Raw genomic sequence first — 15,958 nt, forward strand, 5'->3', positions numbered from 1 at the left:
GATGCCACTCCCCTAAAATCACACCGTTCTTTGTATGTTCCCAAATTTAGTATACTTGCCTAGCCATGCCAAATGCACTGTTCCTGTAGGCCCGTTCCTCTGCTTGGCTATTATAATCTCTCCTATATTCTTCTTGTCTGAATCTTCATGATAATATTCGTCTCTATAGAGGAACATAACAATATCGGCATCTTGCTCTATTGCCCCTGAATCTCTAAGATCGGAAAGTATCGGCCTATGGTCGCTTCTTTGCTCGGGAGCCCTTGAAAGCTGTGAAAGGGCGATTATAGGGCATTCAAGTTCCCTAGCCAATCCCTTGAGCCCCCTCGAGATTGCAGAAATCTCCTGCTGTCTGCTCTCGCTCCTTGAATCAGAAGACATCAGCTGCAGATAATCTATCAAAACCAAATCCAGACCCGACTCCATTTTAAGTCTTCTTGCTTTAGCCTTTATCTCCATGACCGTGATTCCCGGAGTATCGTCTATGTAGATTTTAGCTTTTCCCAGTGGAACAGTCGCACCAGCCACTTTTATCCATTCTTCTTCCGTCAGTTTTCCCGTTCTTATTTTCGTAATCTCCACATGTGCTTGTGAACTGAGCATCCTTTGAACCAATTGTTCCTTTGACATCTCCAAACTGAATAGAGCTACTGATTTGTCGCTTTTAACTGCAATACTTTGCGCAATATTTATGCCAAGGGCTGTCTTGCCCATTGAAGGCCTTGCAGCAATCAGCACCAAGTCGGATTTCTGCAAACCAGAAGTCATTTTGTCAATATCGTGAAAACCCGTAGGAAGTCCTGTATAGCCGCTTTCAGAACCGGCGAGGAGTTCCATGTAGTCTAGGGTATTCTGAAGCACATCCTTTACTATGGCAAAGGCCTGCGTGCTTTTCTTTTGAGATATTTCAAAAATCCGTCTTTCCGCTTCGTCCATGAGCATCTTAACATCTGATGATGCATACCCCTTGTCTACAATGACTTTCCCGGCATCTATAAGCTGTCTGAGTATCGCTTTTTCCTCTATTATATCGGCATAATACCTTGCATTCGCAGTAATTGGAACTGCGTTTGAAAGATCGGTCAAATACGACACGCCTCCGGCCTCTTCAAGAATTCCCGCTTTTTTAAGTTCTTCGGAAACGGTAACCAAATCAACGGGTTCATTCCTTCCATACAAATCAAGCATCGCTCTGAAGATTTCCTTGTGGTTTTCCTTGTAAAAATGTTCGTCCCTTAGTTTTTCCGTTACGGATATAACTGCCTCGCGGTCCAGCAGCATTGCGCCCAAAACCGATTGTTCAGCATCTATATTGTGTGGAGGAATCCTTCCCAAATAATCCATCAGCTCACCTGCCTCGTTCATTTGTCTATTTCTTCTATACCAAAATGCATATTTCCTCTATTCGACCTTGTTTTCTATTGTTCCGATTTTGTCTATCCAGCATTTTACGGTATCCCCGGATTTAAGATATTTGGGTGGATTAAAACCCATTCCGACACCGGCCGGAGTCCCGGTCAAAATAATGTCGCCCCTTCTCAGTGTCATTCCCTTTGAAAGGTCCTCGATTATATCAGCAATATCGAAAATCATTTGATTTGTATTTGAGTCCTGTCTCAGTTCATCATTTACCCATGCCTTCATATCAAGCTTAATCGGGAAAAGCATTTCGTCCCGCGTCACTATCCACGGGCCCATTGGAGAAAATCCATCTAGGCTCTTTCCTTTGAACCACTGTCTTTTATCCATTTGCAACCTTCTTGCACTGACATCGTTTGCCACCGTATATCCGAATATATACTCTTCGGCTTTATCTCGCGAAATATCCTTTCCTTCTTTGCCGATTATTATCGCCAACTCAACCTCGTAGTCAAGCTTGGTTACTAGGCCTTCGTTCGAAGGAATAATATCCCCGTCACCCGTAGCAGGCCATACGGCTTTTGAAAAATAGATCGGCTCCTTAGGAGTTTCGAAGTTTGCATCGGGATAGGCCTTTCTCGCTTCCCTAACATGATCCGCATAATTTGTGCCCAGACAAATCAAATTTCTTATAGGATAAGGAATAGGCGCGCAAAGTTTGAGATTTTCAATTCCTATTTCATCATATTCGAAGCGGTCTCTTATCTCTTCGAGCGCTTTTAAGAATTCTTCATTTCCGTATTCGATAAGTCCAGCGATATCCATCTCCATTTCTATACCGCTTTTTTTAAGCAGGTCCTTTAGTTTTATAACCGCCGTTTCATCTCTGTTCAGCACACCGGCAATTCCTTTTCCATCATTTAGATATGTCAAAAACTTCATTGAATCCTCCTTTAAACTAGAAAAATGCATTCGATTCAAACTTTTGAACGCCCAATTTTAAGCCTCCACTACCCGCACCATAAGCTTTGCGGTAACCTCGGGATGAAGCTTGATTTCAACCTCGTGCAACCCCATTTCCTTTAGGTGTCCCTCCATCATTATTTTTCTTTTATCAATAACAATCTTATGGTCTTTCTCAAGGGCTTTCGCTATATCCATCGATGTTATGGATCCAAAAAGTCTGCCGCCTTCTCCAGACTTGCCTTTTACATCAATCTCTAGCTTGGATAAGCGTAATTCCATTTCCTTCGCTTGGGCAAGCAGCTCCTGTTCCCCTCTAACCTTGGCAGCTTTTTTCTTGTTAAGTGCGTTAACATTGCCATGGGTAGCCTCTTTTGCCAATCCTCTTGGCAAGAGGTAGTTCCTGGCATGGCCATCGCTTGCATTTATTATTTCCCCTTTATTTCCTGTCCCTTTTATATCCTTTAGCAATATTACCTTCATCTTCAATCTTCCTCCTTCTCAAGATATTCGTCAATGGATGCGAGCAGCATTTCTCTGGCCTCTTCCGGCATTATACCCTCGAGTTGGGCTCCGGCAACGGTAAGGTGGCCTCCCCCTCCCAATTTTTCAAGTATGACCTGCACGTTAATGTCTCCCAAGGATCTGCCGCTAATCAATATCTGTCCATCTTTCTTTGCTCCAATTACAAAAGATGTATTTATCCCTTTTATATTTAAAAGGGTATCGGCCGCTTGCGCAATAACCAGTTGAATATTGCCTTCGCATTCCGCACACACCGATATTGCAATTCCATCACGAATAATTTCAGCCTTTCGAACTATTTCCGCCCTTGAAACAAACAGCTCCAAATCATCCTTAAACAATTGTCTCACATCTGTAGTATCCGCTCCGGCCCTTCTTAAGAATGATGCCGCTTCAAAGGTTCTAACCCCTGTCTTTAACGAAAAATTCTTTGTATCTACCATAATTCCCGCCATAAGAGCTTCCGCTTCAATTTTCTCAAGCGTCATCCGGTCTTCTATATACTGCAGAATTTCCGTAACCAATTCGCTGGTTGACGACGCATACGGTTCAAGATATCTGAGCACCGTGTTTTCAATGAATTCTGTTCCTCTTCTATGATGGTCTATCAATACGATTCTGTCCGTCAATTCCAGCAGTTCCGGGCATTGCACAAAACTTGGTCTGTGGGTATCCACTACAACCAGCAAAGTCTTGTCATCGAATATCTCCTGTGCCCTTTGGGGCTTTATGAACGCATATCCCTTGCTGTTCCAGAATTTATCATAAATAGCCTCTATGTTGCCTTCCTCCCCGTTCATTACTATGAAAGCGTCTTTACCTCTGTTGAGAGCCATTCTGTATACCCCTATCGATGCTCCGAAGCTATCCATATCGGGTATCTTATGCCCCATTATTATGACCCTGGAGCTTTGGTCGAGTAATTGTTTCAATGCATGGGAGACAACCCTTGCTTTTACCTTGTTCCTTTTTTCTAATGCCTTTGTCTTTCCTCCGTAGAAATCGAAAAGCGCGTCCTTCTTAACAACCGCCTGATTTCCACCCCTTCCCAATGCTAGTTCTAGGGCCGCAACCGAGTCCTCTTCCAATTGTCCAAAGTTCCCTTTTCTGAACGAGGCGCCTATGCTGAGCGTTACCGGAATTTTGTTTCCCTGGTCAATCTCCCTAATTTCATCAAGGATATCAAATTTTTTAGCAATCTGGTTTTCCAAGTACCGCGAATCGAAAAATACGACATATTTGTCCGTTTGCTGCTTTTTGATTATCCCATTCATCCTAGTCGCCCACAAATTCAGCCGTCTATCTATTTCAGCTATGACAAGAGGCCTCTTGCCCTCTTCGGTACTGCTGATTACATCATCGTAATCATCCACCTCTATTTGCACCAGAGCCGTTTGCTCCTCCTCGTACTTGGTTGTCAATTTGCTGAGTTCAGTCCGATCTATAAAGTAAAGAATAACAATGTATCTGTCTTTGTCAGCTTTTACAACATTATAAAGAGTCTGGTATAATCTTCCTTTTATTGTAAATTTAATATCCCGTCCAGAGTCGGTATCTTCCTTAAGCACTTCCGAAATCTTAAACCCCGGAATAATTTCCTCAATATTTCTTTCGAGCAAATCCTTTTCTTTTACGACTTCCGAAAATTTGGAGTTGTACCAAGTTACCATTCCATCAAATTCAAGGATTATCAATGGAACCGGGAGATTCAGAATGGCGTATTTTGAAGCCGAATCAATTTCCGAAGATAGGCTTTCAATGTAGTGAGTCCATTTCTTCTTTCGTTTATAGCTCGTGGTCCAATTATAGTAAATCAGGTACACAAGCAACACCAATCCCAAAATGCCGTATACCTTGTCGTATGCGAAAATAACCAATGCAAGAATGCCAATTATCCATAAATATATCTTTGTATCCGGAACCAATGCCTTGAAGAACCTATTTCTATTCATGCTTTCACCTCCACGTCAGTCTTTTTTCAATTCAAATCGTCTTATGTTAATAACGGAATCCGCAAGCCCCAATATTACCGCCATTATTGAAAATGTAGGCAAAATCATGAACGCTATGCACGCCATTGCCTTGAAAACCTTTGGCAATCCGAATTTTTCCATAAAAAACATAATAACGGCAAGCCCCTGCAAAAGAAATGCTATTTGAAAAAGATAAAAAACATTGAGGAAAAGTGCCTCGCCGTTTACAATATTCATTCGGGACGCCCCATAGGAAAGCGTTATTATAACTAAAAGCCCCATCATTATATTCTTTGGCAGACTGAATCTGCCGAATTTTCCAAGTGTTTGAAATTTGAAACCGGTTCGCCTAAGTATGGCTCCTGCCACAATATAATTTATGCATGCCGACCCTATCGAGCCAAAAATAAGGCTAGACGGTATAAGTGTCAAGATGGTGCTTTTCATTATCTCAAGGTTTCTTATTATTTCAGCCGTTCCGCCTCCATCGCCAAGAAAGGCTTTCTGGTATTCAACAACCCCGGTAAAAACCTCTTCCAATTGAACCAGCGTGTTTACTCCCATTATATATGTCGACACGGCAAAGGTTAAAAGTGTTGCCACAAGCGATGCCGCCGACCCCGCAATCAAAATGTACCGCACCTCTCTGCCCTGATTTATCATCGTACCCATAACGGAAGCGTTTATCCCTGAAATCAATGCGATGTATATTCCAACCAGTGGGCTTGAAAAACTGCCAATGATAATAGACGCGGCAGTTACTGCAAGCATTGTATGCTTAAGATCATGCCTAACCGCAACTATTATGAATGGAACGGGTATGAAAATAATAAAGAATGATAAGAATGGTATATAAAAACCGGCAATTGCAAAGATAACCGCTATTATTGAAAGCATAGCCGACTCCACAAGCGCTTTTGTGCGTTCTCCTGTATTCAAATCCGTTTCACTCCCTTAATTATAACAACTATACTACACGGTGTAGTTGAATTTTAACATTATTCGGGCTTCGATTCAAACTGCTTGTTGTAATGAATGTAATAAATAAGGAGAAGTGTCTGAACACTTCTCCCTAAAAAACCCTAGTTTACCGTGAAAGGCAGCAAAGCCATGATTCTTGCACGCTTTATAGCTTTGGTCAACTCTCTTTGATGTTTTGCACAGTTTCCGGAAATTCTTCTCGGAAGAATTTTCCCTCTTTCCGTGATGTATCTTTGGAGACGCTTTGTATCCTTGTAATCTATGCTAGTCGTTTTATTTGCACAGAAAGAGCAAATTTTCTTTCTCTTCCTGCCGCCTTTTTTCTTAATAAATGCCATTATATTTTCCCTCCTTTTTTAGAATGGGATGTTGTCGTCCTCAAGTTCTTTGAAGTCCTCTTCAAATTCGCTTGCACTCATTCCGAATTCATCCTTTGCGCTTTGTTTTTTCGGTTCGTTCGATGACTTGCTGCTATTCCATTCGAGAATGTCAACTCCACCATAGGCATCGGCTCTAACATCTGTCGTGTAGACAGTTTTGCCGTCCTTATCTTTATAGGTACCTGTCTCTATGGATCCCTTAACAGCCACCAGACTGCCCTTCGACAGATAGTTGGCACTTATCTCTGCGGATTTTCCCCAAACAACCACTCTAATGAAATCAGCGGTAGGCTTGTTCATCTGTTCCATTTCCCGCTTTTTTTCTTTGGAAAGCTTTCTGTCGACAGCAAGAGTAAACTTTGTCACTGCTGCGCCGCTTCCAGCTACAAATCTAAGTTCGGGGTCTCTCGTCAATCTGCCTATCAAGGTTACATTGTTCATAAAAATCCCCCTTAATTATTCTTCGATTTTCATTACCATGTATCTCATGATATCCTCAGAAATCCCGAAATTTCTTTCGAGCTCCATGGGCAAGTCTTCAGGCGCTTTGAAATTCATCAAAACATAATATCCTTCTTTATGCTTTTGAATATCATAAGCAAGCTTTCTGATTCCCCATTCATTGATTTCCGTTACTTCTCCAACAATCTCGACAATCCCTTTGAATTTCTCGATAACTGCTTTTCGAGCCTCTTCTTCAAGGGTTGGATTGATGATGTAAAGAACTTCATACTTATTCATTTTAACACCTCCCTGTGGTCTGTGTGGCCCTGCTCAAGCAAGGCAGAGAGCTAGTCTCAGCTCGATTATTATATCATGATGCATGCGGCAATTCAACAAAACATTAAAAAAACCGCTTAAAAAGCGGTTTTTTTAGCAATCGATTCGATTTTTTAGTCTTTTATGCCTTCATGGCTTCTGTTATTACTTCTCCCAATCTTTTAATTCCTTCTACAATTTTATCGTCTGTATTGTAGGAATAATTCAAACGGAAAGAATTCTGCTTATCGCCATTCGGATAGAAAGAACCGCCCGGAACATACGCCACGTTCTTTTCAAGAGCCTTGTACGAAAGTTCTTTCGTATTTATTCTCTCGGGGAGTGTTATCCAAAGGAAAAGTCCGCCTTCCGGATAAGTATGCTTTGCTTCTTTTGGAAAATACTTTTCAATTGATTCCAGCATCAAGTCTCTTCTGCCCCTATAGACGTTCTTTATGTGCTCAACATGTCCTGCAAAGTCATAATTCGTTACAAACTCATAAATTTCTCTTTGAGCCAGACTATTTGTTTGAAGATCTGCTCCCTGTTTTACGAGGATATATTTGTTAAGAATTTCTTCGGAAGCCTGAACCCATCCGATTCTGAGTCCGGGACAGAATGTTTTCGAGAATGTGCCAAGGAAAATAACCCTTCCTTCGGTATCGAAGCTCTTGAGCGAGGGAGGTTTTACGCCTTCGAATCGGAGTGCTCCGTAAGGGTTGTCTTCTATTACCGGCAAATCATATTCGTTTGCCAATTCCATGAAACGCTTTCTTCTTTCTACAGTCCAAGTTCGTCCGGTCGGATTTTGGAAGTCCGGAATAACATAAATCATTCTGGCTCTTGGGGTCTCCTTGAGAACTTTCTCGAGGTCTTCCATTATCATGCCATCCTCATCCATTCCCACTTCCCTGAAATCAGCCTCATATGCCTTGAATGCATTGAGTGCTCCAAGATAACTCGGGCTTTCGCATATGATTACATCCCCAGGATTTATGAATATTTTTGCGCTGAAATCAAGTCCTTGCTGTGATCCGCTAGTAATAAGCACATCATCCACAGTCGAATCGAAGTCATTCATACCACAAATTGCTTCTCTAAGCGGTGCGTATCCTTCAGTCGGACTATATTGCAGTGCCGTTTCCCCTTGCTCATCCATTATTTTTGTAACGATTGCCTTTATCTGCTCAACCGGGAACATCTCAGGAGCCGGCAGTCCTCCCGCAAAAGAAATTATTTCGGGTTTTGTTGTCAATTTAAGCAATTCACGAATTTCCGAAGCTTTTAGTTTTCCCATTCTATTCGCATATTTCATCTAATACAGCACCTCCACAAATTTTTAAAAAATGGTTGCCCGACCTATTTTATTATATCACCGGAACCTGTGTTTTCAAAAGTATTTCAGTATACTTGTATGAATTTATAAGAAAATTAAGTAGGCATTCAATTATTCTTGCTTACGCTCCACTTTCTTTATTCTCTTTTCTAGTTTGACACGGGGAATCCATATTTCCTTTTGGCATTTCTGGCATTTTATGCGGAAATCCATCCCGCTACGGACCACTTCAAAAACATTGCCTCCGCAGGGATGACTCTTCTTTGTCGTAATTAAATCGCCTTTTTTCAAATCCATGGCCATAGAACCGCCCCTTTCTTAATTTCAATTCAGTATGAATGTGTATACCGTTTGCAAAAGTAAATTATTCTCAAAGAAAAGCACAGCAAATTTAGACGACTGCATTTGCGTCACAATATAGCTTTCCGGAAAAGCAGATGCAACAGGAATCATTAATATTGCCAAAAGATAAATTACAAGCAGGCCTTCCACCAGCCCTATCAAGAGACCTCCCGCATTTTTAAATGTCCTAACAACCGGTAGCGAAAACAACTTGTCCAAAATCCATGCAATCAAAGCAACCGCTATTTTAACCACAATGAAAATAAGCAGGATACTCAAGGCGTCTACGGCCAGTCTTGCAAAAGCTTCCGCAAACCTTGAAACCACATCGACGATAGCCTCTCCGGCATGATCCTTTATAACCTCGCTGTTAAGAATCATTTCTTCGATTGTTTTGGGAAATCCCATTCCAACAGAAGGCGATTCTCCAGTAAGCCCCCCTCCCTGCAGCATTCCGGGATTGGCTGCAGCATATTCCTCGAGACGGTTGAAAACACCGCTTCGAATTTTTTCGAAAATTCCAGTATTCTCGCTTATATATACGCTTACCTGAGGATAATACATTTTTGCCGCCACGGCCGCAATTACAAAACCCAAAAGCCCGAAAAGCATGCGGATCAATCCCTTGTAAAAACCCAACAGAGCCATAAATGCAATTACTGCGAAAATAAAAATATCTGCCGTATTCATATCGTCCCTCCCGGTTAATATATATCAATAATTTCCATGCGGTTCTCGTAAACCAGCATTATCCTGTCTTCCGCAAGCCAGCCTCCACCTTCAATTTCAAAATCTGATTCTATCTTCCCTTTAAGCCTCCCATTGTCATCAAATATTGCAACTGACCTCTTCATGAATGCCGCGCCGTATTTCCCGTTGAAGGAAACCCCTGTAGATATTTCATCCAAAGCTGTTTTCTTTGAAAAAATGCCGTCGTCACCTATTCCGAAATATATCGTATCGCCATTTGTATCCTCAACTATCATTGATACATAGCCCGAATCATCCAAATCGACTCTGGCAAGTTTGCCTTCAAGGTCTTCCTCCCACAACACATCCCCTTCCCGGGACATAGAAAAAACTCTATTGCCCGCAAGGGCTTTCAGGTTATCGCTCCGCGAAAAGAATGTTCGAAATATTATTTCTCCGTCATAACGGTTTCCAGCCATAACAATACCATCAAGATTGTAGAAAAGAATACTGCTGTAATATTTTTCGTTATCTATGCTCAATGTGGAAACCGCAATTATATTCGAAGAATCTGAAATTGCCGCATCAAGTATATATCCCTTAGGAATGGTTATTTCCGTAATGGTCTTTCCCTTGTCGTCAATAACATCCAGAAGATTTCCTTCCTGCCCGAAATAAAGCAGGAAATTCTCCCGATTTTGATATAGTCCACCCAGAGGAAATTCCTTTTCAAGGCTGTTTACAATTCCTCCTTCATAATTCAATCTCCATAGCTTACCCTGTTCGGTATCAGCCAAAACAATGTAAGTTTCATTTGCAAACAGTCTTGGGTTTTTTGCTTCAATCGTTTTTTTCCAAATCGAGGTCCCTTCCAAGTCGTAGAAGGTTAAGGCTCCATTGTCATAAACCACCAGTCCTTCGCCTTCTATGGCTATCTCCGTCGAGTTTTCGCTTATATCTATTGCATAGATTCTTACAGGTTCAAAACTCTTCAAAAACGGTATGTCGGGCAATGTTCCTCCGGAAATAAAATACCATGCGCCGGCAGATACAGCGACAGCAAAAAGCAAAAGCCGCATCCAGCGAACCCTTCTTTTTTTCTTTCGTCTAGCTTTTCTTTGTTCTACATTCATAGAATCCCCCGTCCCTGATTAAACTTCATATTTACTCGCTCCATGAAATCTCTTTAGGCTTAACGCACTTTCCGTCTCCAATGTCATATATTCTTATCAGTTCCCTATCAATATCCATTATGCTTAGTTCCTTTATTATTAACGAAAGTCTTTCGCCAGATGTTTTTATCGAAAGACCGCAGCTCGTTGTAATGCTACGGGGCGTAGGTATCATTTCAAAATCCACTATCCCCTTAATCCTTCTCTCCACCTTTATTGCCAAATGTGTAGAATCAAATACTATCGCAATGAATCCGTCTCCGGTCATGCCCTGACCACCTTGGGTGCTTCATTCATTTTTTCCACTATATCGTACATATTGCTGACAACCCCTATTCCAAGGTTTTCTTTCTCCTCAAAATAATCCAGGCAGGTTCCGCAAACCAGCATTTCCACCCCTTGTTCCTGCAAAACCTTCAAATCCTTCAGCACCGAAGATCCTTTAAGCGCGAGTTTAATCCCTCCGTTCAAGAAAAGCACCGCTTTGGGAAATGGCTTTGTTTCTGTCAGTGCGTAGAAATATCCCTTCATCAAAATCTCTCCCAATTCATCGGACCCACTTCCCATACGGTCAGAAAGGATTAAAAGAGCCCAATCTCCTGTTTCATTCTCAGATAAAGATACTTCCCCTTCTGCTTCGCTATCCTTGCCCTTTAGCTTAAGATATATTCCATCATCTCTAATCTCTTCCGTAAGCTCATATCCTTTTTTATCAGCCAAGCGCCTTATATTCCTGCTCGCAGTATCATTGTCAACAACAACAAGTATCTCCTCTATTCCCTCTTCCATGATTTTCTTGGTTTCAATAACGGGCGCGGGACATTCCAGTCCTCTTGCATCAACTTTTTTCATATTTTACCCCTCTTTTAAGTTTATGGAACAATTATTTTAATCGACCGTGGCAACAGATTGACTTCGACAGGGCATTCCCCTATTATGTCTCCATCCGCATTCAACAGCACCTTGTCATTTGATTTTACTAAAATTCTCTTTGCTCTAAATACCTCGACCTCTTCTCTGTCGACATGTTTTCCGCTAAAGACCATCGGAAACAGTTTCAGAAATTTAGTTCTTTTCAAAGCCTTGACTATGCATATTTGAAAATCCCCGCTGTCTACGGAGGCTCCGGGGGTTATTTTCATTCCCCCTCCGTAATACTCTCCGTTTCCGAAGGCGACAAGCATTACTTTTCCGTTGAAAACGCCATCATCAGACTCCATATGGATTTCCACAGGCTTATAAGTCATTAGCATCTTTATTGTAGCCGCTACATATGCGAATGTCCCAGGTAGATACTTTTTTATTTTTTGTGTTTCCCGGGTAATTAAAGCATCTATTCCGAAACTGAAAACGTTTATGAAGTACCTGTCGTTTGCCTTTCCCACATCCACCCATTTCTCATTACCGCCGTGGATCACATCCATTTGCTTTTTAAAATTCGTCGGAATGCATATGGTTCTCGAAAAATCATTCCCCGTACCGCAAGGAATGATTCCTACCGAAACGGATTCCCCATATACCCCATTTACGACCTCAAAAAGAGTTCCATCGCCGCCCACCGAAATTATATATGTAAAACCCTCTCTGCATGCCTTTCTAGAGAGAATTTCGCCGTGTCCAGGGTACTCGGTTTCAACTATTTTGTATTCAACCCCATGTTTTTTTTCATAATCTTCGATTCTATCTCTATACTTTTTCCCCCGTCCTTTTCCAGCCGTAGGATTCAGCACAAAGCAATATTTGTCCATATAACCACTCCTCGCAAATGTCTCCTTCTATTATATATTAAGTGTTCCTTTTTTTCTAACAACTATTTTAGGATAAGCCCAACCCAAAAAGAGCCTCAATGCGGATCGGCTCTTTTTGTTTTACTTGTTATATCAAGTTTTAAGGATTAGATAACTCAGTATGCCTATCAATATTATCGCAAATATGAACAATGCATATATGATGCTGTTCATATGCACCTTCATTCGTGAAAAAAGTTGTCCCACGCTTTCTATCTCTTTTGCATAATTTTCTTTCACTTTGGCACCTGCTGTTTTTTCTCCAACGCTCGTCACAATATCCTTCAATCCGATTCCTTTTATGTTTTTCAAAACATCCTTTTCTTTGGAATCCGCCGTTTTCTCTCCAACACTCGTCACAATGTTCTTCAATCCGATTCCTTTTATGTCTTTCAAGACATCCTTTTCTTTGGAGTCCTTTCTTTTAAACCACCCAACATCCATCCTTATATCCCCAACTCTATGAAATAATCCCTCAATGTAAATAAAGAAATTTGCAAATCCCCTATCTACGTATTTAAACAGATGGTACCCTCCCCAGTAAAACGCCTTGGCCAGAGGCTTGTAAAAATTCTGCTCCAAATCCGGCCATCCGAGTGTCGGGTTCCTGTAGATTGGTCCGTCTTCCGTCTGCATAATGAGCCCTTTCCTGACTATCAAGAAGTACAATGCCGCTCCAAGCGCGAAGATTATCCCCGTGTTATAGAAAACTTCATATGTGTACAGATTGTGGGTCACATGGCCTGCTCCTCCAAGAAACACTTCCGTTTCTTCCATTATTGAAAACATGTATCCCGGCCTAAGCCCCAGATAGATTGCAATTCCTGATAGCGCAACCAACGGAAAAAGCGCCCTTTTGTGTATTTCGTTCTTAAACTGCCCCCAATACTTTTCACTTTCCTCTACAAATACAGCAACGAAGATTTTCGTAAGATAAACAACCGTGAAGCTGCTGCTTACAATGAATACAATTTCCGCAATTCCCATGCCGACGCCTTCATAGATGTGCCCGGCCTCCACAAGCGCTTCATGTAGAAGGTTCTTGCTAATGAATCCACTTGAGCCAGGCACTCCTGCGACGGACAAAATGCCTACAAGAAATACTGCCTTCAGTTTGTGTAAATGTTTTCCAAACCCATGTATGTGATTGATTGAAAGTTCATTAAGAACCATATATATTATGCCGGCGCCAAGGAAAAGCAAAACCTCAAAAATCGCATGGTTTACTATATGAAATAGGGTTCCGCGGATTGCTATGTTGTTGTTTGAACCGAGCATCCCGATGAGACCCACTCCCATAAGAATATATCCAAGCTGGCTCATTGAACTATAGGCCAAAATCCGTTTGAGGTTTCTTTGAAATATGGCCAATAGCCCACCCCAAAACATGTTTGCCAATCCCAAAATGAATATCACCCTTGAAATCTCGAAGTTTTTGCCAAAAATTACAACCGATGTAATCATTATCCCGAATATCCCTGTCTTTGCCAGTATTCCGGCCAAAACCGCCGTAGCCGGTGCCGGCGCCGCCGAATACGCTTTAGGAAGCCACACATGAAGAGGCATCATACAAGCCTTTACCCCAAAGCCTATTATAATGAGAGCAGCAATCACATATTTAACCGACCCCATATTGGCAGCTTTGCTTGGGAGCTCGGAAATTCTAAGTGTCCCTGTATAATCGTAAAGAAGGAAAAGCCCCATCAAGAGTATCATCCCTCCGGCTATGGCCATCGTCAAATAGGTCCGTCCGGCATCTCGAGTGTATTCATCCTCATCATGTATGATCAAAAAGTACGAAGTAAACGACATGATTTCAAAAAATGTGAATAGGTTAAGCATGTGGTCTGAAAGAAAAATTCCCATTGTGCTGGCATATGTCAAAATAAAAAAAGCGTAATATCTGTTCCTCTTTTTATATTTGATCAAGTATTGCGACGAATATATTGTCGTAAGAAACCAGACCAGTGCCGTAATGGATACAAATATGTACCTGAACGCATCAAGCTTTAGAAATAGGCCAGTACCCATTATATCGGGAATCTCCATCTCCAAGCCTTTTCCTCCTATATACGGATATAGCAAAATAACAATAAGAAAAACTACCCCGGTCATAATGTCGTTAATTATGTCCCGAAGCTTTTCGTTTTTTCCTCCAATTAGAAACCCCGCTGCCGCCCCAACAAATGGAATCAACAGGATAGAAAGAAGCATCACTTTCTCCATCATTTATGTCCCCCAATTCTCATCAAATCAAGCTTCTTGCTATATCCTGTATGAAATGTAAAACAACATTCGGAAAAAGTCCCAATGCGACCGTAATGCCCGTGAGCGCAACAATCGGTATAAGCATCATAAGTGGCGGTTCCTTGTTCTCAAACTCCCTGTCCATTTCCCCCGGGAAAAACGCCATTATTACGATAGGCATCAGATATGCCGCTGTAAGTATTGCGCTTACCAAGAGTATGACAACAAATATCGCCCTATTTTCCTGCAATCCGCCCATCGCAAGATACCACTTGCTTACAAATCCATTGGTTGGCGGAATACCTATCAGGGATATTGATGCTATCGAAAAGCAACCCATTGTAATAGGCATTTTCTTGCCTATGCCCCTTATTTCCCCTATCGTCTTATAGCCTGTCCTGTACATTATTACACCAACACAGAAGAACAGTGTTATTTTTATGACTGCATGGTTTATCAAATGAAGCAATGCGCCAGTCAATGCATCCTCATTCAAAAGTATTATTCCGAGCATTATGTAGCCAAGCTGGCTAATTGTCGAATAGGCCAAACGCTTCTTGAGATTGTCTTGATGAAGCGCAACAAATGACCCCATCAGAATTGTCAACACGATTGGTATGCTCATGTATCCCTTGATATGCATAGCTTTTACGGCTTCTGCTCCGAAGAGATAGAATGTTATCCTTATCAATGCGAAAATACCGGACTTTACGACTGCAACCGCGTGAAGCAAAGAACTTACAGGAGTAGGCGCCACCATGGCTGCCGGAAGCCATGAATGAAATGGAACCATGGCCGCCTTAACCGAAAATCCAAGAAACAAAATTACATATGCTGCCGTCACACGATTCCCGATTGCAATCCCGCCTAGGACTCCTCCCGGTACAAACTCCAGAGTTCCTGTAACGCTAAACAAAAGAATCATTCCCAAAAGAACCAACGTAGCGCCACTGAACGAATAAATAAGGTATTTCTTTCCGCTTGCAAGAGCCTCTTTAGTTCCGGTATGAATGACCAGCGGGAAGGTAGAAAGAGTCAGGAACTCGTAAAAAATATAAAATGTAAAGATATTGCCGGCTAATGAAATGCCAACAATTACCCCAAGTGTAATAAGAAAGTACGTAAAAAATTTATTTTCCTTGCCTTCATGATGCATATAGTCAAATGAATAGGCCGTTGTACAAATCCAAAGAAAAGAAGTCATTGTAAGAAAAAGCCTGCTCATTCCGTCTATCTTGAAACATATTTCCATGAATCCGTTGATTTTAAAAATATGCATTGCCGGCGGTGCTGCAATAAGGACCGCCATGGCAAATAAGAAATTAAGGATAACGCCCCCAAGAAGGTAGGCTCTCCTGTACGATTCATTTTTGAATTCGATAAAATGAATTCCTCCGGCCAAGGCCATAGGAAACACAATCGGGACCAATGCCAAGAAATTCAT

The 15,958-nt window shown here is 41.6% G+C and carries 17 protein-coding genes; all 17 read right to left on the reverse strand.

Going from position 1 to position 15,958, the window contains the following annotated elements; genetic code table 11:
* Window positions 1-18 precede the first annotated feature (18 nt).
* The gene (gene dnaB / locus JJE29_01990) at window positions 19-1,344 is read right to left on the reverse strand and encodes a replicative DNA helicase (protein MBK5251400.1); all 1,326 of its coding nucleotides are present in this window, start codon (window positions 1,342-1,344) and stop codon (window positions 19-21) included.
* A gap of 57 nt (window positions 1,345-1,401) precedes the next feature.
* The gene (locus JJE29_01995; protein ID MBK5251401.1) at window positions 1,402-2,301 is read right to left on the reverse strand and encodes a fumarylacetoacetate hydrolase family protein; all 900 of its coding nucleotides are present in this window, start codon (window positions 2,299-2,301) and stop codon (window positions 1,402-1,404) included.
* A gap of 57 nt (window positions 2,302-2,358) precedes the next feature.
* A complete protein-coding gene (locus JJE29_02000; protein ID MBK5251402.1) occupies window positions 2,359-2,805 on the reverse strand; it encodes a 50S ribosomal protein L9 in 447 nt (148 codons plus the stop codon).
* A 2-nt stretch (window positions 2,806-2,807) separates the two neighbouring features.
* A complete protein-coding gene (locus JJE29_02005; protein MBK5251403.1) occupies window positions 2,808-4,799 on the reverse strand; it encodes a DHH family phosphoesterase in 1,992 nt (663 codons plus the stop codon).
* Window positions 4,800-4,814: 15 nt separating this feature from the next.
* Window positions 4,815-5,759, reverse strand: coding sequence for a DUF2232 domain-containing protein (locus JJE29_02010; GenBank protein ID MBK5251404.1), 945 nt, complete (start codon window positions 5,757-5,759; stop codon window positions 4,815-4,817).
* Between the two features lie 143 nt (window positions 5,760-5,902).
* Complete coding sequence (locus JJE29_02015; protein ID MBK5251405.1) at window positions 5,903-6,139, reverse strand: 30S ribosomal protein S18; 237 nt, start codon at window positions 6,137-6,139, stop codon at window positions 5,903-5,905.
* Between the two features lie 18 nt (window positions 6,140-6,157).
* Window positions 6,158-6,622, reverse strand: a complete 465-nt coding sequence (gene ssb, locus JJE29_02020; GenBank protein MBK5251406.1) for a single-stranded DNA-binding protein — start codon at window positions 6,620-6,622, stop codon at window positions 6,158-6,160.
* Window positions 6,623-6,637: 15 nt separating this feature from the next.
* A complete protein-coding gene (locus JJE29_02025) occupies window positions 6,638-6,922 on the reverse strand; it encodes a 30S ribosomal protein S6 (protein MBK5251407.1) in 285 nt (94 codons plus the stop codon).
* Between the two features lie 160 nt (window positions 6,923-7,082).
* Window positions 7,083-8,255 (reverse strand): PLP-dependent aminotransferase family protein, encoded by a 1,173-nt coding sequence (locus JJE29_02030; protein ID MBK5251408.1) that lies wholly within the window; start codon window positions 8,253-8,255, stop codon window positions 7,083-7,085.
* A 132-nt stretch (window positions 8,256-8,387) separates the two neighbouring features.
* Window positions 8,388-8,573, reverse strand: coding sequence for a DUF951 domain-containing protein (locus JJE29_02035; protein MBK5251409.1), 186 nt, complete (start codon window positions 8,571-8,573; stop codon window positions 8,388-8,390).
* Between the two features lie 27 nt (window positions 8,574-8,600).
* Window positions 8,601-9,308 carry a CvpA family protein gene (locus tag JJE29_02040; protein ID MBK5251410.1) on the reverse strand — a complete coding sequence of 236 codons (708 nt, stop codon included), beginning with the start codon at window positions 9,306-9,308 and terminating at the stop codon, window positions 8,601-8,603.
* A 14-nt stretch (window positions 9,309-9,322) separates the two neighbouring features.
* Entirely contained in the window at window positions 9,323-10,441 is a 1,119-nt protein-coding gene (locus tag JJE29_02045) for a hypothetical protein (protein ID MBK5251411.1), read from the reverse strand.
* 31 nt (window positions 10,442-10,472) lie between these two features.
* On the reverse strand, window positions 10,473-10,748 hold the full coding sequence (locus JJE29_02050) for a DUF3343 domain-containing protein (protein MBK5251412.1): 276 nt from the start codon (window positions 10,746-10,748) through the stop codon (window positions 10,473-10,475).
* The gene (gene yedF, locus JJE29_02055) at window positions 10,745-11,332 is read right to left on the reverse strand and encodes a sulfurtransferase-like selenium metabolism protein YedF (protein ID MBK5251413.1); all 588 of its coding nucleotides are present in this window, start codon (window positions 11,330-11,332) and stop codon (window positions 10,745-10,747) included. The genes JJE29_02050 and yedF overlap by 4 nt, the downstream gene beginning before the upstream one ends.
* Window positions 11,333-11,352: 20 nt before the next feature.
* Entirely contained in the window at window positions 11,353-12,228 is an 876-nt protein-coding gene (locus JJE29_02060) for a diacylglycerol kinase family lipid kinase (protein ID MBK5251414.1), read from the reverse strand.
* Between the two features lie 132 nt (window positions 12,229-12,360).
* Window positions 12,361-14,496 carry a hypothetical protein gene (locus JJE29_02065; protein ID MBK5251415.1) on the reverse strand — a complete coding sequence of 712 codons (2,136 nt, stop codon included), beginning with the start codon at window positions 14,494-14,496 and terminating at the stop codon, window positions 12,361-12,363.
* Window positions 14,497-14,515: 19 nt separating this feature from the next.
* Window positions 14,516-15,958: a monovalent cation/H+ antiporter subunit D family protein gene (locus tag JJE29_02070; protein ID MBK5251416.1), complete on the reverse strand. Its 1,443-nt coding sequence runs from the start codon at window positions 15,956-15,958 to the stop codon at window positions 14,516-14,518.

The organism is Peptostreptococcaceae bacterium, assembly GCA_016649995.1.
GTDB lineage: Bacteria > Bacillota > Clostridia > Peptostreptococcales > BM714 > BM714.